Below are 19,371 nucleotides of genomic sequence, written 5' to 3' on the forward strand. Positions count from 1 at the left end.
ATATAATCATCATGAAAGACATTTTTATCAGCTATTCGAAAAATTTCGATATCGTACACGCATTCCTGAAAGATTTTGAGACAAACGGCATTACCACTTGGATTGATATAGAGAATCTATATAAAAAGCCCAGTGAAGATTTTGGTGAAGAAATAAAACAGAACATTCGGGACTCGTCCGCTTTTCTTCTCATTTACACAAAAGAATCCATAAAATCAAACTATGTAAAGCAAGAGCTGGAATATGCTTTCTCCCTCAAGAAGCAAATTCTCTGTTTTCCGTACTTTCCAGATTGCACAGAATTAAATTATAATAACCATCGTGATTTCTCCGAACGCTTAAATGAGATACAATGGCTTTGTAACTCTCAACAGCTATCACGCATCCCTGCACTTTCCGAATATATTGAAGGCAATGAGCGATTTAGAGATCTCCAATCGCTCATTGATGATTTCCCCGAACAAGATGACGGAAAACTTGCCGTTGACATTATCTTAGCCCGCATAGGTATTCAAATTTGTTTAAAGAAGCCATTAACTCCTTTTGGCTCATTCACTCCATTAGAATGCAATACAGATGTATATGATAACGAAGACATACATTTCAATGTGCTGAGAAAATCATTTTACGTCAATCCGACTCCCGAGTCCGCCCATCGTATAAAAAGCTTTCTTGATAAGAGCGACAAGTGGAGACAACAACTGGCTCAGTACAATAAAGGCTACGAGATCGAAAACGAAGAAATCTATATGCAAATGGTTGGCTTCATTTGTGAACAGTGCAATCTTTCACAACAGGAGGCAGAAAAGATTATAGATCAAGCACGTGAACAAGCGGTAGCTATTATCGAGAAAGACCTTAAGATTAACACTTTAATGTTTAATGGACCTATGGTAGGAGTCTATAATATCCGCCCGTCCAGAACTCCCGGAGACGAGAAAAGTACATTAGACATTGATCTATATCAGTCCGACTACTATACATTCAAATTTACCGGTGAGCTATATCACTTGCTAAAAAAGAAAAAAGCGCAATTTAATATCAAACTAAGCAATATTAGTAATTTCGCTCCTTTTCTATGCTCCTTAGGATTAGGAGGATTTATTATCGTCAAACATGGGCATGAAGAATACTTACAATGGGTAAAACGTTCCAATCTCATTCAAGCTAAAAATATGTGGCATTTCAGCTATGACGAAACCGTCCACTTATTAAAAGACCTCCGTTTGGATAAAGATGGTAACCCTGTACGGGATTCAAAAAGTAATATGCAATTAGACCCCGAAATCCTTTTTAGCAGAGCATTAAATGAGGAATTGCGTTTACAGAATAAGATAGCGACCAATTTCAAAAAAGGAATCTTTGAAATTGGTCTTATAGAATGTGACAGACTAGAAATAGAGCTGTTTTCATATGCTATAATCGAGACAGATCCTTCTCAAACTATTAACGACCAACTCAGAGTATATACTGATAGTGCAAAAGATAAAATCGAACGTGAGAGAATAGATTATATACCATTCACGGAAGAAGATATTATTAAAGAGCTACATGGAAAGTTTATCACTCCCGAAGCTTTAACATTAGCTAAACACCTGCTTCTACAAAAAGAAGAACATAAGCTTTATTAATAAAACAAATGCAATATATTAACATAAACGTACCGAAAGTTAAGCAACAAACTTTCGGTACGTTTTATCTAACATCAAAACCCAAATACTTATACAAGATTTGTTTTGAGCGCAAAACAAATTTGTCACAAAAACGTTTTGTGCGCAAAACAAAAATACATATATTAAGCAATTATATCACTCCAAAGCCACTACATGATAATAAACCCCATGTGTTTTCCTGAACGACTCTACTCCCAACCGTCGCAGGATACGCCCGAAATGGGTGGCTTGTCCGAAGGAGAATTTCATTTTGGCGGCTTTCTGTATACGTTGCAATATATCCGCAGCAAGCAACCATTCGCCTTCTTCCTCCTTTCCTGCCGCCCGATAATACACCTGAAACAACTGTTCAATAGCGGGCGACTGCTCAAATTCCTGATTGGCTTCCGTCATGATGGCCTCATCCCGCTCGTCAAACCAATACCGTTCATTCTTATATAATGCCGCCATCGCTTGCGCGTAAAGCTGTTCGTAATCAATAGGACGGACGACATCTATCACTCCCGTCACCTCGACAGCGATATAGCGGCGGCTGCCGGAAGTGTCCGTCAACAAGTCCTTATGATTACTCGTACCGATAAAAGAAGCATAGCGCCGAAGTTCCTCCACCGCCGAAGCATTGGGACGCCTTGTATTCACAACCGGTTTTTGAAGAATATGCTTTAGGAAAGGCTGTTGAGTAATGCTGATCTGGTCGAATTCATCCATATTAATCAACAGGAAACGATTCAGATACAGTTCCGCATCCCGCTTCCGGCTGAAATCAATGCTATCCGTATAATAAGCCTGCAGACACGGTGGCAAAATCAAACGGCAGAACGTAGATTTCCTGTATGCCTGCGGGCCAACCAATATCGGCGAAGTGCTATTCGCATAATTCTTCCTCATCATTCCACGCCAATGCGCTACCATGCTGAGAAACCAACGGCGAAACAAATGCGGCCAATGAGGATTGTCGCAAGGCACCCGTTTTGCCAGATCCCCAATATGATCCTTCCCATCCCAATGGGGAAGGTCATAAAGAAATTCTTCAGCTGGTTGATACACAGGAACATGATCGGAATTCAGATAACGCACCACATCCTTGTCCCAAAGCTTAAGCCCCTCGTACTGCGCATTCATCGTAATGCTTGCCATCTGCCGTTTGTCCACCGGATGAAAATAGAAATTAAAGGTATTCCGCTCCCGACATTCCACCTGTGTAGTCAACTGGTTGAAACGAAACTCATAGCGGCGTTTCATAAACTCATCCATCTGCATAACGAATATCTGTTCGGGAAGCAGACTGCTCTTATCGGCAAACCCACGTCCGGAACGATAGACATTCTTCACCGTCTCCCGAATCAGAAAATCATCCTTCGGCAAGTGATAATGAGCGCGCGACCACCGTACCGTATCCTCTTCGGGAATACCTGCACGGAAACAATGTCCCGCAAGGGCAACCAGCAACGAATGTATATCTCCGTCCGGCTGAAATTCCTCCTGTTCCTCCAGCGCCCGCGCAAAAGCCGCTTCGAACAGAACGGAAAGCGCTTCATGACTTTCATATCCGGGCGCAAGCCGTTGTAAAGGGGAAGTCTCCGTCTGTACCTGTTCACGATAAGTCGTCTCGCCGGGCATAGATGCGGGCTGCTTCATGTAAATCGGCATTGATTCGGGATTGAAATACAGCTCCGGATCGAAAGTCAGGCGACAATACTGTTCCAACGAAGGTTCTTTCAGTTCAATATGAAAAGGAAGTTGAGGTTGGTAGAACTTCACCGCCAACCGATAAGCGTGCGCATGAAACAATTCCGCTTGTTCGCGGGTGACCGGCAAAAGATCGTCAGGATAAGTAAAACGTACCCAGATCTTGACAGACTTCCCGGAAGAACCGACAAATGCCAGATACGTTTGCGGGAGTTCCTTCACCCACTTCTTCACTTCATCGGCCTCCATAGGCCCCGACAGATTATTCACCTGAATCATTACAATTCCATTGTATTCCGCCATAACCATCACCCCGTTTCTACGGACAAATGCGGCAGCAGGAAGCAGTTTCGGCACTTTCTGAACATAGTCGTTTTTATCACCGGGAAGCATATAGGGCAGGACTTCTCTCATTTTTGAGACGGGCTGTGCTTTGGTTTCCACTTTCATCAGCTCCACGAGCTGCTCAATTCTCAACGTACGCAGTGTATTCACCTTGCCATCGTCTCTCACTTGTGTTATTCTCATTATTTTATTTATTTGTCCTGCATGTGTGGTGTAGGGCTGTTGTTTACAATTAGATTTGCACAGTACATATATATTGAGTTATATCAATGACAGGAAGCTTACTTCCTGCATCATTTACCGCTTGCATAAATTCAGTGCATTCTTGTTGTGTCATTCTTTTTCTGCAATAAGCGTAATACAGAAAATCAAGGGTTGTCAGATACGTGATATTATTTTGAGAACAATATTCTTTTATGTCTCTTAAATTACTACTTCCTAATACATCCTGATTATCTCTGCAATAAATCATACACGCGCTTTCACCTTGCCCCAGTCTACGTTGTAACAAGAAATACTCTTTCATAGATTCTCCTTTAGGAGAAAATTTTTCTTTTCTTAATTTGGAAAAGTAGCAGAGATAATTATCTATAAAATCTCTTGTTTTAGAGTTCTTTGAAACTTCATTATAAACCACGTCCAATATTATATATTCATATTCGGGGAATATATCAGGCAATAGTGAAAAGTTACCCGCTTCTATAAAATGGATAATCACATCAGCATCGAGTACTATTTTCGTTTTTTTGTGTCTCATTGATACTAATCTTACTGAGTAGTTCCATATAATGGCTTTCTGAAATTTTTCCTTTATCGAATAAATTACGTGCCTTCTCTCCAAAGTCACCGATAACTAACCCCTCATTTGCGGCTTCGTATAAGGCTGTATCATATCCAAAACATTTTGCTGAGTATTTTACTCCTATTTCAGCAAGTTGAGAACGTGTATTTTCCGAGATGAGCCCAATATTTAATAATCGATATAGCAGAGCCGAACGAGAAACAGAAAAATAGTGTTCAAGTTTTAAAATCGTTGCTATGGAAATATTTCTAGTATTTAATTCCGTTTCAGGTATTAACTGGCAAATTCCGGCTTCCGGCATTAATAGGGAGGAGGCAAACATATCCGCATTCTGCTCTACTTTATTTTTACTGTATCCCGGATTGCATTTATGTGGTGTCGGTTTTTCTTCTATAAATAAGTGATACAATTCGTGGGCAATCGTAAAATGCTGTCTTCCTCGCGGTTGACGAGAGTTGATTAACATGAAACGGTGTCCGGAATTATCCTTTAGACACATACCTGAAAAATTCTCAGACAAAGGTCTGAAAATTGTAAGCACGTTCAATTTTAGGAGCAGACTTTTCAATGTAATAGGTTCGGATAAACTAAGCCCATTATCTGTACGAAACTCTGATACTTGTCTTTCTATTATAAATTTATTCAGCTTCATCTTGGGCTATTCGTTCCATTTTGAGATATGATTTCACAATATCCTTAAAATTAGCTATTTCTTTCAAATCACTATCTTCTAAATCGGAAAGTCTAAAAGCAGTAGCCATAATTTCATTATCAGTTTGAATATTATCTTCAAACAGAATAAAAGGTTCACAGCCAAACAGATTTGAAAGCCGTTCTAAAATATCGTACGGAACTTCTCTTGTTCCTCCTTCATAATTACTATACGTAGAACGCTCTATCCCAATAGATTTGGCTATCTGCTCTTGCGTAAAACCGGACAACTCTCTAATTTTCTTTAGATTTTCTCCAATAATTTGATTAATCGTTTTCATGAGTGTCTCCTTCAATTTCTGTGGCAAAATTACCTATAATTTATTATATATACAAATATTGCCACAAAAGGTTTGCTCATTTATAGTTATTTAAACGCTGAATTCAATTTGTAAATGCTACACCTCCTTATTTTATAAGTTCAATTTTTTCTTGAGCTGCTTAATCTTTCTAAAATTTTGTGCCTCTTTGGGTGATAAAAATCCCAATCTTTTTCTTGGTCTTTGATTAATTTCTAATGTAATTTCCTCTATATATTGGTGTGTAATATATTCGAACGAAATGCCTTTCGGTATATATTGCCTGACTAATCCATTTAGGTTTTCATTTGCTCCTCTTTCCCATGGGTGATGTGGTTTTGCAAAGTAAAAATCTATCCCTAATTCTTTCGCAATATATTGGTGGTCTGCAAATTCTGATCCATTGTCTGAAGTAATTGTATGTATTCGCCCTTTATATGGTCTCAATAGTTGCACGGTTGCTGCCGCCACATATTTAGCTTCCTTACTTGGCAACTTGTATGTCCATAGCCACCCAGTTTTTCTTTCATTTATTGTAAGAATAGCCCCTTTATTATTCTTTCCAATAATAGTATCCATTTCCAAATCTCCCCATCTCTTTTTTTTCTCCACAATAGCAGGTCTTTCCGAAATATCCTTGCGATTGGGAATACATCCTCTACTATTATGTGCGGAACCTCTCTTTCCATGCTTCCGCCCCTTTCTTCTAAGTGACCGATATAAATCCCCGCCTTTTCGTTTATCGTCCCATATCCACTGATAAAGCCTCTCCACGGAAACCATCGGGAAGCCTAGCCCCTTACATCTTCCTACTATTTGTTCCGGGCTATAATTCAGCTGGACAAGCATGGCTGTGGCTCTGGCCTTGACACACTCTGTGAATTTCTGTGGACGAATACGTTGCTCTTTACGACGTTCGTAACGATACTGTGCATAGTCAGCATCATAAGAGTCCGTGGAATTCCATTTATTGCGACATAACTCACGATAAAGGGTACTACGATGAATACCCAGCAAATGGGCTATTTCATCTTTTTTAATTCCTGCTTGCAGATACGCTTGTAATTTGTATCTTTGTCCTTCGGTTAATTGTTTCATCATGCGACTGATTTGGTAGGAGATTGAGGGAGCAAGATAGAAACTTTATTCCAAGGGAGAAGCAAGATGAAGATTTTTTTCATCCGCTTCTCTCTAAAAATATTTTTCTAAACTATATTCTCACTCAACTGTCGCATTTATAACTTGAACTTAGGAACCCCTCCTTCTGAAATATTTGGTATTCATCTCTCATATCTCTCATAAATCAATATAAACTATTAATTACTAGACGGTTATATTATGAGAGATGCAGAAATTCAAAGTATCTCTCATACTTTTCTCCTGCATCTCTCATGTTTTCCGTCCGTATCTCTCATACTTCCTTTTCCTCCTTCTCCCAACAAGCTGTATTCCACAAAACAACTTACAGTATTTTATATGAAAACGACTGTCTAATCTCTTGTTTTCCAGCTCCAAATGTCGTATCTTTGATGAAGCATTGCAACCGTTCCACTCCAGTGTTCAGATCCGTCTATTCTAGTGAACAGTACCGTTCACAGTAGTGCACAGAACCATTTACTAGAGTGGAACGATTATAATGCCGGTAAATTATCCGAAAACAAAGGCAAGATATGCCAACAACATAAGTAGCCTGACATATAAATCACCATTAAATCAAAACAGAAATGGCAATACAATTCGAGTTTTACAAGAATCCTCAACCGGAAAAAGAAGGGGAAGAACCAAGTTACCACCCAAGAGTGGTTAATTTTCAACACGTCACTTCTCAAAGGTTGGCAATAGAAATTCATCAGGCAACTACTTTCGGAAAATCAGAAGTAGAAGCTATGTTGATGGAATTGAGCAGATGCATGGGAAATCATCTCCGCGAAGGAGAAAGAGTACATTTGGACGGAATCGGTTATTTTCAAATCACTTTGCAAACAACCGAACCGGTACATTCGCTCAGCACCCGTGCTGATAAAGTAAAATTTAAGTCCATCCGCTTCCAAGCCGACAGAGATCTAAGAAGTGCATGTATAGCTACTCATGTGCGACGCTCAAAATACAAACCACACTCCGCTTCCCTTTCCCAAGAAGAAATAGATAATAAATTGACGGAATATTTTGTAACCAATGTCGCCCTGACACGCTCCAGAATGCAATCGCTTTGTGAATTCACCCAAAGCATGGCGGCACGGCAACTCCGCCGGTTGAAAGCGGAAGGCAAGTTGAAAAATATCGGAAAACCGACACAGCCCATCTACGTTCCGACTACAGGATATTATGAGAGATAAATCGGAAATCTATGAGAGATGCAGGAGAAAAGCCTAAGTTCAAGTTATAAATGCGACAGTTGAGTGAGAATATAGTTTAGAAAAATATTTTTAGAGAGAAGCGGATGAAAAAAATCTTCATCTTGCTTCTCCCTTGGAATAAAGTTTCTATCTTGCTCCCTCAATCTCCTACCAAATCAGTCGCATGATGAAACAATTAACCGAAGGACAAAGATACAAATTACAAGCGTATCTGCAAGCAGGAATTAAAAAAGATGAAATAGCCCATTTGCTGGGTATTCATCGTAGTACCCTTTATCGTGAGTTATGTCGCAATAAATGGAATTCCACGGACTCTTATGATGCTGACTATGCACAGTATCGTTACGAACGTCGTAAAGAGCAACGTATTCGTCCACAGAAATTCACAGAGTGTGTCAAGGCCAGAGCCACAGCCATGCTTGTCCAGCTGAATTATAGCCCGGAACAAATAGTAGGAAGATGTAAGGGGCTAGGCTTCCCGATGGTTTCCGTGGAGAGGCTTTATCAGTGGATATGGGACGATAAACGAAAAGGCGGGGATTTATATCGGTCACTTAGAAGAAAGGGGCGGAAGCATGGAAAGAGAGGTTCCGCACATAATAGTAGAGGATGTATTCCCAATCGCAAGGATATTTCGGAAAGACCTGCTATTGTGGAGAAAAAAAAGAGATGGGGAGATTTGGAAATGGATACTATTATTGGAAAGAATAATAAAGGGGCTATTCTTACAATAAATGAAAGAAAAACTGGGTGGCTATGGACATACAAGTTGCCAAGTAAGGAAGCTAAATATGTGGCGGCAGCAACCGTGCAACTATTGAGACCATATAAAGGGCGAATACATACAATTACTTCAGACAATGGATCAGAATTTGCAGACCACCAATATATTGCGAAAGAATTAGGGATAGATTTTTACTTTGCAAAACCACATCACCCATGGGAAAGAGGAGCAAATGAAAACCTAAATGGATTAGTCAGGCAATATATACCGAAAGGCATTTCGTTCGAATATATTACACACCAATATATAGAGGAAATTACATTAGAAATTAATCAAAGACCAAGAAAAAGATTGGGATTTTTATCACCCAAAGAGGCACAAAATTTTAGAAAGATTAAGCAGCTCAAGAAAAAATTGAACTTATAAAATAAGGAGGTGTCGCATTTACAAATTGAATTCAGCATAAGTCCACATCGTACAAACATACATATACCATCTCAATATAAAAAACCAAATGCCCAGAGAGGAACCACATTACGCATTCCGTACTCAATATCATCTTTCACAACATACGCATTCTCCACATCATGCACCTGCTTCTGCAATTTATTCTTTCCACCTACTTCAAAAGTATAACCACCTACCGTAAAATCAGAAACATTCGATGTAGTTACCGGACAAACAACTCGCAGAGCAGAAAAGAAAAACGTTTCGCGCACGTTACCAATATCCGGTGTATTGTCAGAAAGTGCATAAGCCAAATTCGTATTATTCAGATACACCTTGTCCACTTTGCCTAAAAGTCTGACACCTTCCGTCTCTGCCCGAAGCTGATTAATTATTCCAGCCTTTTCCAGATAACACATCAAATCGGAAACCGTATTTCTATTCATATCAAGCAAAGTCGCCAACTTGGTAAAATTTGGTTTAAACGGAACACTTTTCGCTATGATATATAACAGTCTTTTCAACTTTAATGCTGTCGCTATATTCATATTCGCAAAAGTCGGTATATCATTTTCCAAAGTCTGCTTAATGATACTTTGCAAACGGAGCAAATATCCCTTTTCTTGAAAGAAAGGGTAATAACCATGCTGTAAATACTCCTTAAACAATAAAATAGGACGCACCTCGGCATAAGGAAAATCTACTTTATGTTTCAGTATATCTTCCAAAGAATAAACTGGTAAATGATAACCATACGAAATGGCAAGGTATTCGCGGAAAGACAATCCTACCATACGATATTCCAACTTTCTACGACTCAAATCAGCCTCTCCGACTTCCAAATCCAATATAGAGGAACCACTATACACGACTTGCAGTTTTGGAATCAGATCATATATATTCTTTATCTCCCGAGCCCAACCAGCATACTTATGTATTTCGTCAATATAGAGTTTTTTCCCCCATGCTGATAGAAGTCCATTGCCAGATCAAACAGTTTATGTTCCGCAAAATACAAATCATCAGCTGTCACAAACAAGGTCTCGTCAATATTATCATACAGCTTGATATGTTGCAAAAGCATAGTTATTTTACCAACACCGCGTGGACCTAAAATAGCAATAAGCCTACTACTCCACTCTATCTCATCATGGAGATAACGGATAAAATCAGTGGATATGTTGTCAAGCAACATCCGGTATGACCTATAAAGCGTATCCATCATTTCTTGTTTTGGGGTTATACAGACAAATATAGAGTAAATTGCTGAATAAAACTAGCACTTTTTAGAAAAACTACAGTTTTTATTCAGCAATTTGCCCCATATTTACAACATTTTTTACAGAACTAAATGATAACATTTAATGAATTGTTCTATATAGGATGCAGAGAATAATATAAAAAGCCAAATAGTTTGCATATCAACATTTAAAGCCCTGCATTTGTTAGTATGAAGATATAAGTTTAATCGTGTAGAAATGCTTGCAGAAGACACGAATGGAGAACTACTAATTAGGGATATCATGGAAAAACATTTTTCCGTGGTCTGCACGTCCCAGAGGACGTTTTACAGTTATTCGTCCGCCAAAAAGAGTTATTTGCAGGCAAAGAAATGTCTAATTGATTCGTTAGAATTAGGGATATTCAGTAAATGTTCCTCTTTCTCATAAATCAAGAGAAAAGTTTTACCTTACGTGAGCTTTTCTCTTAATTTTTTCTGTCAACTCCCCATTCCTTCATCCTTTTTTATGGAATATTATTTACATATTCTTATGTTTTCTCTTCCAACCTTGCATTATGTACATGTCTTTTTTAGGGGAAGTTAAAACCTCTCCTGTTTACCTCTCATTTTAGTCAGATTATGCTGCCTTTCTTATTTTCTTTTCAACCTTTTCTATCATACATACCGCATTGGCCGTATGTATTCCAAAGAAAATCCAAAGCATTTCCGTTCTCCTGTTTCTGGCTTTTATCCTGGCCAGTGAGTAATGTTGTTTCTGTGTTCCAAAGCTTCCTTCCAGGCGGGTGGCTCTTTCACGGCCGAGTTCCGACCGTAAGATCTTACGAAGCGGCTCGTCTTTGGCAGCTCTGCCCTTACGCTTAAAGGAAGTACTGATGTGATATCTTGTACAAAATTTCCGGTTGGCATTATTAGCATAGATTGAATCCGCTGCAAGCGCCTTCACTCTAACCCCGGTCAGTTGTTGTTGCAGACGAATACAGTCCTTCAAACGTATTCCTTCGTTGAAAGCCTTAAAGGAGATATGTTCTATGAAGGAGATCCCATCTATCTGTATATTGTTGACTTTGGCGCCGAATTCAACGGATTTGGTTTCCTTGCCTCTGATAATGGGACGAAGGTAATGACGGTCGATACTCACAATACGGTCGGACACTTTTTTACCTGCAAATAAATACTTTCCTTGCTCAAGGACCCTCTGTATGACCGAGAAACGTCTTTGGTAATCGGAGGATAGTGTAAGCCTGTCCCTGTAGGAGGAATGAAGCAGCTTCAGCTGCTCAAGTAACTTTTCCAACAACTGAAGTAACCTGCGTTTAATCATACGGGTCTGTGATTTCCTGCGTTTACGAAGTTTGCTATAAGCAAGGTAGGCGCGGCTTACATCAAGATACTTGTTACGGGGACGTTGTATGTGCAATGTACGGCAATGTTTGCACAGATGACGGTGAAGCCATACAATACCTTCCCATAAAAGTTTGACATCGGTAGGAAAGCGCAGATGACTTTCATAACAGGTGGCATCGGTCATACAGACATGAAGGTTTTCAAGGTAAGGTTTCCAGTGCTCAGCCAGAATAAGCTGGAGGGACTCAATATCAAGATGGGCCGCCAGTTCCTGACGGATTGCACTGACGATTTTTGAATTGGTCAGTGGATGAAGAGGATCAATCTGAACACCACAGAATATCTGGTAATGAATATTACCGTTTAAATGTTCGATCAGTTGTGAATCGGAGAAGTTGGTATAGGACTTCAAGACCATCAAGGCTATTTTACCTTCAGGAGAAAAATAACTTTTACGCCCCAAAGCGGAAGACTTCAAATGCATTTGGCGGGCCAGTGCCGAGAAAGGAAACAGAGAATGGAGCCGACCTAATTCACTCGTTGCAAAACTTTGACGATATTTTTTTAGTATATCGAACTCGGTAAAACCTAAACTAGGTTCGATTTCTGAAATTTTTTGTATCTTTACCATGTGTTTTTATTGTTAATTACCCCCGTTTTGGCCGTCAAACCGTTTTTTGGGGGGAGTGCTTAAAGATACAAAAAAGGCAACTAATTCGCAATGAAGTAGTTGCCTTTAATTTTATTATTTTAGGAATATCCCGAATTAGGGATATTCCTAATTTCATCCAATAATTACGACAAGATGCAAAGTCTTATAACTGTTGCATATCATGTAGACGCTTATAATAGCCATTCATTTCGATTAGCTCTTCATGCTTACCGCGTTCTACAATCTCCCCCTCATACAATACACAGATCTCATCTGCATTTTTAATAGTAGAAAGTCGATGAGCAATAGCTATTGTCGTACGCGTTTTCATCAAACGCTCCAATGCCTCCTGTACCAAACGTTCCGATTCGGTATCCAACGCAGACGTAGCCTCATCAAGAATAAGGATTGGAGGGTTCTTCAATATTGCACGAGCAATACTAACACGTTGGCGCTGACCACCGGACAATTTTCCTCCACGATCTCCAATATTCGTATTATATCCTTCCGGCTTTTCCATTATAAAGTCATGCGCATTAGCAATTTTAGCAGCTTCTATCACTTGCTCCATTGTAGCATTCTCCACGCCAAAAGCTATATTATTGAAGAATGTATCGTTAAATAAGATGGCTTCTTGATTAACATTTCCAATTAAAGTGCGTAAATCCGCAATTCTCACATCCTTAATACTTGTACCATCAATTGTAATATCTCCTTCTTGTACATCATGGTAGCGTGGCAACAAGTCCACCAGAGTCGATTTTCCAGAACCAGATTGTCCAACTAAAGCTATGGTTTTCCCCTTAGGAACGGTTAGATTTACATGCTTCAGTACCTCCCGTTTACCATCATAGCTGAAAGATATATCCTTAAATACAATTTCGTCAAACAAGCCTTTCAATGGTTTAGGATTTGATATTTCTTTAATTTTATTTTCCGCTTTCAGAATCTTATCCACACGTTCCATAGAAGCCAAACCTTTCGGTATACTATATCCGGCTTTTGCAAAATCCTTTAACGGATTAATTACACTGTATAAGATAACCATATAAAAGATAAACGTCGGGGCATCTATTGAAGAATTTTGTCCAAGGATTAATGCACCACCGAACCACAGTACAGCCACAATCAAAATAGTACCCAAAAATTCGCTCATCGGATGTGCCAAAGCCTGACGTATTGCTACTTTATTTGTCGCATCACGCAATTCATTGCTACATTTTGAAAAACGACCGATCATCTTATCTTCTGCAATAAAAGCCTTGATAATGCGCAGTCCTCCAAGAGTTTCCTCTAATTGGGACATTGTATCACTCCACTTGCCCTGTGCCTCCAACGATTGCCGTTTCAATTTACGACCAATCTTACCCATCAGCCAGCCCATGCCCGGCAATACAAGAATCGTAAAAAGAGTCAACTGCCAACTGGTAACAATCAAAGTAGTAAAATAAAACAGAATTAAAATAGGATTCTTTATCAACATATCTAGCGAACTAGTTATCGAGTTCTCCACTTCACTGACATCCCCACTCATACGCGCAATGATATCACCTTTCCTCTCTTCTGAGAAAAAAGACATCGGCAAATGCATTACTTTTTTATATACCATAATGCGAATATCACGTACAACTCCGGTACGCAAAGGAATCATCACTGCCGAAGAAGCAAAATAGCAACTGGTTTTGAGCATTGTCATGAGCATCAAGAAGAGCCCCAAGAAAAAAAGAGTAGTAACAGGACCATTCTCTGCAATCATTTGAGATATATAATAGTAAAAGTTATTTACTACAACATCTTTTACGCCAGCACTCCCCCATTCCATATAGTAATACACTTTCTCATTTTCCCCAGTTTTAAATAGGATATTCAGAATCGGGATAAGAAAGGTAAACGAAAAGATATTGAATATAGCAGACAATATATTCAGCAGGACAGCCCAGCCGATAAACTTTTTATAAGGCAATGCAAAACGTTGCATCAACTGTAGAAATTCCTTCATTATTTATCTTTAAATAAGTTCGGGCGTAAAGATACAACAAAACTAATTAACAGTCATTAGTTTCAGCCAATTATTAACGCGATTTAGTTGGAAGACATCCCATCAAAAGCATTCCACACATTTATTTCCCAAGCAAAGAGAAGCGGACCCATAACCCAAAACTCTTCATTGCAAGTTCAATTTTCCGCCCTAACTTCTTTTTTCTCCAGCTTCCATAAATTTGATGTTGTGCAAATGCATCCGGATGCTTCTTTATTTTCTTACGAGGAGTAACAAAATAACCAGGATAGATAATAACATCATCTAATAAATGCTGTTCAATATCCTGTTGTTTATATCCGATTTGCCGAGCAATCTTCATCATCACACAAGGAGAAATTTCCATATCAAACGAACCGTCAGACTTAATAAAAGGACGACTATTATAATACTCAAAAACATTTTTACAATAAGCATTACCTTTCTCTCCAATCAAAAAAGCAGCCTGCAACTGCAGCAACGCTCCCATATGCTCATGAAAAGTAGTAAAACCGGATTCTGGAATAAATTGATCAAAACGTTTCTTTATCAATATATCACTATCCATATAAACTCCACCTTCCATATATAGAGCATAAAAACGAACCGCATCTGCAGCAAAAGCCCACTTCTTCACTGCTAAAGCTTCATTAATATATTGACAATTAATAGCCTGAGCATCCGCATACGTCCAATGCCTGATTTCATAATCAGGGAGTATACGCTTCCAACTCTCTTGACAGATCTTAATTTCTATCGGGAATGGATCATTACTAAACCAACACAAATGAATAATCTTAGGTATCATAAAATATCTAAATAAAATATGTTCTATGATTTCCGAGAGAAAAGTCGACGGATAAACTTCACAGCGGTCAATACACCGAGCTTCTGCATCGTTTTTAAAAAACAACCCTTCAATTTCAGATATCGATAATATGGAATATTGCCAAAATATTCATCCAATATTTTTTTCACTGTAACCAAGTCAAAAGAGACCTCTTTTTCCAAGTAAAGATATTGAATAATTCTACTACCTACAAAATGTGATAGAACCCGATATTTGTCATAATCAACCGTTCCCTGAGATATCAATCCTCGGTCCATATATGTTTTATAAATATCGTAATAATTAATCACATGAGGAACAAAAAAAGCATAAGACATCTTCTTATTGGGTACAGTAAGAGCTCTATATCCATGATAGTTCACAACAATGGTTTTCCGCAATGAAACCTCATGCAAAGTCCAATCCATTTGCGCCAATTGCGTTCTCCACAGTTTATCAGAATTGCCAAGCTCCCTAAAATTTTTTTTCCATACCCCAAAATTAGCAATCCAAGTAATTTTATTATTGATATCATGTGCGAAAGAGTCTACATTCTCAAATTGAACCTCCTTAAAGCTACGATAAGGACTACGAAGATTAGAATAGAAAAACAAGTTGATATCCGAATTCAGGTATCTGCGAACATAATCCTTCATCATCTTTAATGCACCTATTCTGAATGTAATATAATCATTCAATAATTTCAAATAGGCTCCTTCACCTCTAGAAAGAGCCAAATAGAAATTTTGATCTTTTAGATTCTCCGAATTACGATAATATTTTACATTATGGTGTTTAGAGGTAATTTTCCTTACCTCCATTTCCGTATCATCAGTAGAACAATTATCTGATATAACAATTTCTACTTCTTCATCAAAATCTGGATCACATATAACATGATCCAACATTACCATCAAAGTTTCCACCCGATTATAAGTAGGGATACAAAGAGAAAGTAATATCATGCTATTATCCATATTATCATTAATGGCGATATATACATTTCTTCTGCAAGTCTTCTGGCATAAAAGGAGCCATTTTCTCTAAAGGCGCAGAAGACATTTTTCCATTTTCATCCATAAAAGAAGCAGACTTAGGATAAAGGGTCTGAAGAGGATACATCTTTATCTCACAAATATATGCTCCTTCATACTGAAGAACAGTCTCTATTGATGTTTTCAAAGAATCCCCTTCTTGACTTAGCCTAATAAAAGGAATACCGTAAGCCTTAGCTATTTTTTCCATATCCGGACATATAACACCACTAGCGGGGTCACTCCCCGTATAATGTCCTTGGAAGAAAGATTGTTGGGTAGTCTTTATCGCCAAATAGCCTTGATTTTCAAGTACAAATATCTTTAATGGTATACGATAGGTCAACAATGTCTGTAATTCTTGAATATTCATCTGAATGCTACCGTCTCCTGTAACCAAGATCGTACGACCTTTATCATTAGCCATTGCAGCACCAATAGCAGCAGGCAAATCATACCCCATAGCAGCACATCCTTGATTTGCAAAAACACGCACACCTTGATTTACTTTCATTGCCTGATAGGTAGAAGTATAAGCTGTTCCATTTCCTGTCACTACTACATCTCCTTTGGATAACTGTTTGAATAGCTCACCAGCAAATACGTATGAACTAATATACCCTGGAATAGAGGGATTGTCATCCAACAAAGTAGGCAACTCCTTCTCAATAGTACGCCCCCACTGTATCCAATCGCCAAAAGACGGAATTTTTCTTCCTTTCACCTCTTGTTGAAGAACATCTAAAAAATCACGTATATCAGCATGAATCGGCAAATCAATAGAAAGTGTCGGTTTTTTCAGCTCATTGGCATCAATATCAACCATCACTTTATAAGCCTTAGGAGCGAGTAAATCATAGGCGTAGCTAATCTGCCTAATACTTAATCGAGTTCCGACGACAACTAATAGGTCTGAATTCTGAACCATAATATTCCCAATACGATCACCACATATTCCCGGCTTTCCAAAACATAAAGGATGATCGTGCCAAATAATGTCCGAACCACTAATAGCCGTAACAACAGGCACTCCCAAAGACTCTGCAATAGACAAGAATTGTTCCACTCTTCCGGCTAAACGTACTCCATTACCAACATAAATAACAGGACTTTTCGCCTCCTGCAATTTCGTGGTTAACAACTCTACCTCTTCTCTTTTTATTTGAGTTTTTTTCTCTTCCAACTCTTCAGGAGAGAATTCACGTAGCTGACTTTCATCAATAACAGCCCCTTGAACATCAAGAGGAATATCCAACCACACGGGACCAGGACGACCATTCAGTGCTAAATAAATGGATTTATCAAGATAATATTTTATATCTAACGGATTAGTCACCATTACAGCCATTTTCGTAATAGGTTTCACTATATCCACAATATTCACCTCTTGATCACCTAACTGACGAAGATTTAAATCCGGGCATGCACTTATTGTTGTACTTTGCTTTACTTGTCCTGAAATATACAATCCCGGGATAGAGTCACACCATTGCCCCAAAACACCTGTTAAAGCATTTGTCCCTCCAGGACCAGTAGTCACATTTGTCACACAAAGTTTTCCACCCGAACGATAATATCCTTCAGCCGCAATCGCTGAAGCCTGTTCATGGTGATTACAAACATATTTAATATGCTTATTGCGTCCTATTGAGTCATTAAGATGCATAGCACCACCACCTGTTACCAAAAACACTTGATCTATCCCATACCGTTTGTACAGATGTTCAAAAATAAAATCACTAACTTTTACCACAGCTCATCATTTTAAATTAGCTACTAAAATCGAATTTCATATCATTTTACAAAAACTGTTTCCGACCTACATATATTAATGTATTAAAAAACAATCCTATCACCTGCAAAACCGACCTTATGGCAATCCGTATCAGATACACCAAAGCACCTATATTTACGACCTATTTAACCTACCACATTTAATATATAGATATAAAATAGCTCCAATAGCTTTACAATAAAACATCTCCTATTATTTTTCAACAAGAGCAACCTTATATTTCTACAAAATTAATCATAAAATTAAGAAAAAGAAATTCTACTAAGTTTTTTTATATGCCTGATGACTTTTCTATTTCTACTCCATAAGATAATTCAATGTTTCAATTCATTACTCTCGAAGAATCCATCCAGTGAGGAATCAAAAGTTTACTCTTTCACGTTCTATCACCAAAGGACGTTTTCGCACCTGAGTATAAATAGCACCAATATATTCTCCTATTATTCCTACAAATAATAATTGTATTGAAGAAAAAAAGAAAAGTCCAATAATCAAGGGGGCCATCCCTAGACTAAAACTATCCCAATAGACTAATTTATATATCAAGTAAACAATCCCAGCTAATAAACTAAGTAAGGCCACTATAAATCCAACAAAACTAGCCATACGAAGAGGTAGCTTTGAATGATTCACAAAGCCCAACATAGCCATATCATATAGAGTATAAAAATTATTTTTGGTTCTTCCCTTATAACGAAGCGGCTGAGTATAATTAACTATACAATAGTCCGTCCCCAATTCAGCAACCATCCCCCTGAAATAAGGATATGGATCATCTATGCTCCTTAAAGTATCCAGAAAAGAATTATCATACAAACCAAAACCCGTAAAATTACTAATATGGCCTGTTGAGGAAGATTTTGCCATTAAACGATAATATACCTTTCTTAATCCAAACATTACTGGATTCTCCTTACTTTTATTCTTCACTCCCAACACAATCTTATTCCCTTCTTCCCACTTCTTTATAAAAACCGGAATTAAAGAAGGAGGATCCTGTAGATCAGCAACCATTAATATTGCTGCATCTCCGGTAGCTTGCAATAACCCATAATAGGGAGAGCGTATATGTCCGAAATTTTTAATATTTAATATCAATTTTACGTTCTTATCTTCTCGTGCTAACTCTCGCAAAATAGCAATTGTACGATCTGTAGACGCATTATCTATAAAGATGTGTTCATACGTATAATTAGTCAAAACATCAAATTGGTGTTTAACTTGATTGTATAACTCCCGGACATTATCTTCTTCATTATAACAAGGAGTTACAATACTTATTTTTTTCTTTACCTCCATAATCAAATAGGTTAGGTTACATTTATTGAGTTCAAGTTCTTTCAACATAGATTGAAACCAACAAAAGTAGAGAGAATTAACGAATTATCCAAAATGTTTCAAATAAACCTG

General features: G+C 38.2%; 14 protein-coding genes and 1 pseudogene. 3 read left to right on the forward strand and 12 right to left on the reverse strand.

Annotated elements, in window-relative coordinates; all coding sequences use genetic code 11:
- Positions 1-11 precede the first annotated feature (11 nt).
- On the forward strand, positions 12-1,631 hold the full coding sequence (locus ACNOGP_RS03060) for a toll/interleukin-1 receptor domain-containing protein (protein WP_418214038.1): 1,620 nt from the start codon (positions 12-14) through the stop codon (positions 1,629-1,631).
- A gap of 177 nt (positions 1,632-1,808) precedes the next feature.
- Here ACNOGP_RS03060 and ACNOGP_RS03065 read toward each other — a convergent pair whose 3' ends face one another.
- The 5 genes from ACNOGP_RS03065 to ACNOGP_RS03085 form a co-directional block, all read right to left on the reverse strand.
- A complete protein-coding gene (locus ACNOGP_RS03065; protein WP_270540844.1) occupies positions 1,809-3,890 on the reverse strand; it encodes a BT4734/BF3469 family protein in 2,082 nt (693 codons plus the stop codon).
- Between the two features lie 49 nt (positions 3,891-3,939).
- Positions 3,940-4,464 (reverse strand): hypothetical protein, encoded by a 525-nt coding sequence (locus ACNOGP_RS03070; protein WP_195533846.1) that lies wholly within the window; start codon positions 4,462-4,464, stop codon positions 3,940-3,942.
- Entirely contained in the window at positions 4,427-5,161 is a 735-nt protein-coding gene (locus ACNOGP_RS03075; RefSeq protein WP_195533845.1) for an ImmA/IrrE family metallo-endopeptidase, read from the reverse strand. Before ACNOGP_RS03075 ends, ACNOGP_RS03070 begins: the two co-directional genes overlap by 38 nt.
- Positions 5,148-5,501, reverse strand: coding sequence for a helix-turn-helix domain-containing protein (locus ACNOGP_RS03080; protein ID WP_195474695.1), 354 nt, complete (start codon positions 5,499-5,501; stop codon positions 5,148-5,150). Before ACNOGP_RS03080 ends, ACNOGP_RS03075 begins: the two co-directional genes overlap by 14 nt.
- Positions 5,502-5,633: 132 nt before the next feature.
- On the reverse strand, positions 5,634-6,620 hold the full coding sequence (locus ACNOGP_RS03085; protein WP_418214039.1) for an IS30 family transposase: 987 nt from the start codon (positions 6,618-6,620) through the stop codon (positions 5,634-5,636).
- Positions 6,621-7,243: 623 nt separating this feature from the next.
- On the opposite strand from ACNOGP_RS03085, the gene ACNOGP_RS03090 reads away from it, so the two are divergent.
- Entirely contained in the window at positions 7,244-7,855 is a 612-nt protein-coding gene (locus tag ACNOGP_RS03090) for an HU family DNA-binding protein (protein WP_418214040.1), read from the forward strand.
- A gap of 184 nt (positions 7,856-8,039) precedes the next feature.
- Positions 8,040-9,026, forward strand: a complete 987-nt coding sequence (locus ACNOGP_RS03095) for an IS30 family transposase (protein WP_418214039.1) — start codon at positions 8,040-8,042, stop codon at positions 9,024-9,026.
- A 71-nt stretch (positions 9,027-9,097) separates the two neighbouring features.
- Here the strand turns inward: ACNOGP_RS03095 and ACNOGP_RS03100 are convergent.
- The 7 genes and pseudogenes from ACNOGP_RS03100 to ACNOGP_RS03130 all read right to left on the reverse strand — a co-directional run bounded on the left by ACNOGP_RS03100 (position 9,098) and on the right by ACNOGP_RS03130 (position 19,308).
- Positions 9,098-10,269 (reverse strand): annotated as a pseudogene (locus ACNOGP_RS03100) (ATP-binding protein).
- Between the two features lie 637 nt (positions 10,270-10,906).
- Positions 10,907-12,265, reverse strand: a complete 1,359-nt coding sequence (locus ACNOGP_RS03105; RefSeq protein ID WP_418214041.1) for a transposase — start codon at positions 12,263-12,265, stop codon at positions 10,907-10,909.
- A 184-nt stretch (positions 12,266-12,449) separates the two neighbouring features.
- Positions 12,450-14,285, reverse strand: coding sequence for an ABC transporter ATP-binding protein (locus ACNOGP_RS03110; RefSeq protein ID WP_195474693.1), 1,836 nt, complete (start codon positions 14,283-14,285; stop codon positions 12,450-12,452).
- 121 nt (positions 14,286-14,406) lie between these two features.
- Positions 14,407-15,111, reverse strand: a complete 705-nt coding sequence (locus ACNOGP_RS03115; protein ID WP_186966356.1) for a glycosyltransferase family 32 protein — start codon at positions 15,109-15,111, stop codon at positions 14,407-14,409.
- A 23-nt stretch (positions 15,112-15,134) separates the two neighbouring features.
- Positions 15,135-16,097 (reverse strand): glycosyltransferase family 2 protein, encoded by a 963-nt coding sequence (locus tag ACNOGP_RS03120; protein ID WP_418214042.1) that lies wholly within the window; start codon positions 16,095-16,097, stop codon positions 15,135-15,137.
- Between the two features lie 19 nt (positions 16,098-16,116).
- On the reverse strand, positions 16,117-17,919 hold the full coding sequence (locus ACNOGP_RS03125) for a thiamine pyrophosphate-binding protein (RefSeq protein ID WP_418214043.1): 1,803 nt from the start codon (positions 17,917-17,919) through the stop codon (positions 16,117-16,119).
- Between the two features lie 402 nt (positions 17,920-18,321).
- A complete protein-coding gene (locus ACNOGP_RS03130) occupies positions 18,322-19,308 on the reverse strand; it encodes a glycosyltransferase family 2 protein (RefSeq protein ID WP_222619144.1) in 987 nt (328 codons plus the stop codon).
- Positions 19,309-19,371: the final 63 nt, after the last annotated feature.

Origin of the sequence: Bacteroides difficilis (genome assembly GCF_048319815.1) — a bacterium.
In the GTDB taxonomy this organism is placed as follows: domain Bacteria; phylum Bacteroidota; class Bacteroidia; order Bacteroidales; family Bacteroidaceae; genus Bacteroides; species Bacteroides zhangwenhongii.

What these genes read in the sequence shown, in the direction of transcription:
- ACNOGP_RS03095 (WP_418214039.1), top strand. Translation starts at nt 8,040, where the DNA reads ATGATGAAACAATTAACCGAAGGACAAAGATACAAATTACAAGCGTAT.
- ACNOGP_RS03085 (WP_418214039.1), bottom strand. Translation starts at nt 6,620, where the DNA reads ATGATGAAACAATTAACCGAAGGACAAAGATACAAATTACAAGCGTAT.
- ACNOGP_RS03120 (WP_418214042.1), bottom strand. Translation starts at nt 16,097, where the DNA reads ATGATATTACTTTCTCTTTGTATCCCTACTTATAATCGGGTGGAAACT.
- ACNOGP_RS03075 (WP_195533845.1), bottom strand. Translation starts at nt 5,161, where the DNA reads ATGAAGCTGAATAAATTTATAATAGAAAGACAAGTATCAGAGTTTCGT.
- ACNOGP_RS03070 (WP_195533846.1), bottom strand. Translation starts at nt 4,464, where the DNA reads ATGAGACACAAAAAAACGAAAATAGTACTCGATGCTGATGTGATTATC.
- ACNOGP_RS03060 (WP_418214038.1), top strand. Translation starts at nt 12, where the DNA reads ATGAAAGACATTTTTATCAGCTATTCGAAAAATTTCGATATCGTACAC.
- ACNOGP_RS03110 (WP_195474693.1), bottom strand. Translation starts at nt 14,285, where the DNA reads ATGAAGGAATTTCTACAGTTGATGCAACGTTTTGCATTGCCTTATAAA.
- ACNOGP_RS03115 (WP_186966356.1), bottom strand. Translation starts at nt 15,111, where the DNA reads ATGATACCTAAGATTATTCATTTGTGTTGGTTTAGTAATGATCCATTC.
- ACNOGP_RS03080 (WP_195474695.1), bottom strand. Translation starts at nt 5,501, where the DNA reads ATGAAAACGATTAATCAAATTATTGGAGAAAATCTAAAGAAAATTAGA.
- ACNOGP_RS03105 (WP_418214041.1), bottom strand. Translation starts at nt 12,265, where the DNA reads ATGGTAAAGATACAAAAAATTTCAGAAATCGAACCTAGTTTAGGTTTT.
- ACNOGP_RS03090 (WP_418214040.1), top strand. Translation starts at nt 7,244, where the DNA reads ATGGCAATACAATTCGAGTTTTACAAGAATCCTCAACCGGAAAAAGAA.
- ACNOGP_RS03065 (WP_270540844.1), bottom strand. Translation starts at nt 3,890, where the DNA reads ATGAGAATAACACAAGTGAGAGACGATGGCAAGGTGAATACACTGCGT.
- ACNOGP_RS03130 (WP_222619144.1), bottom strand. Translation starts at nt 19,308, where the DNA reads ATGTTGAAAGAACTTGAACTCAATAAATGTAACCTAACCTATTTGATT.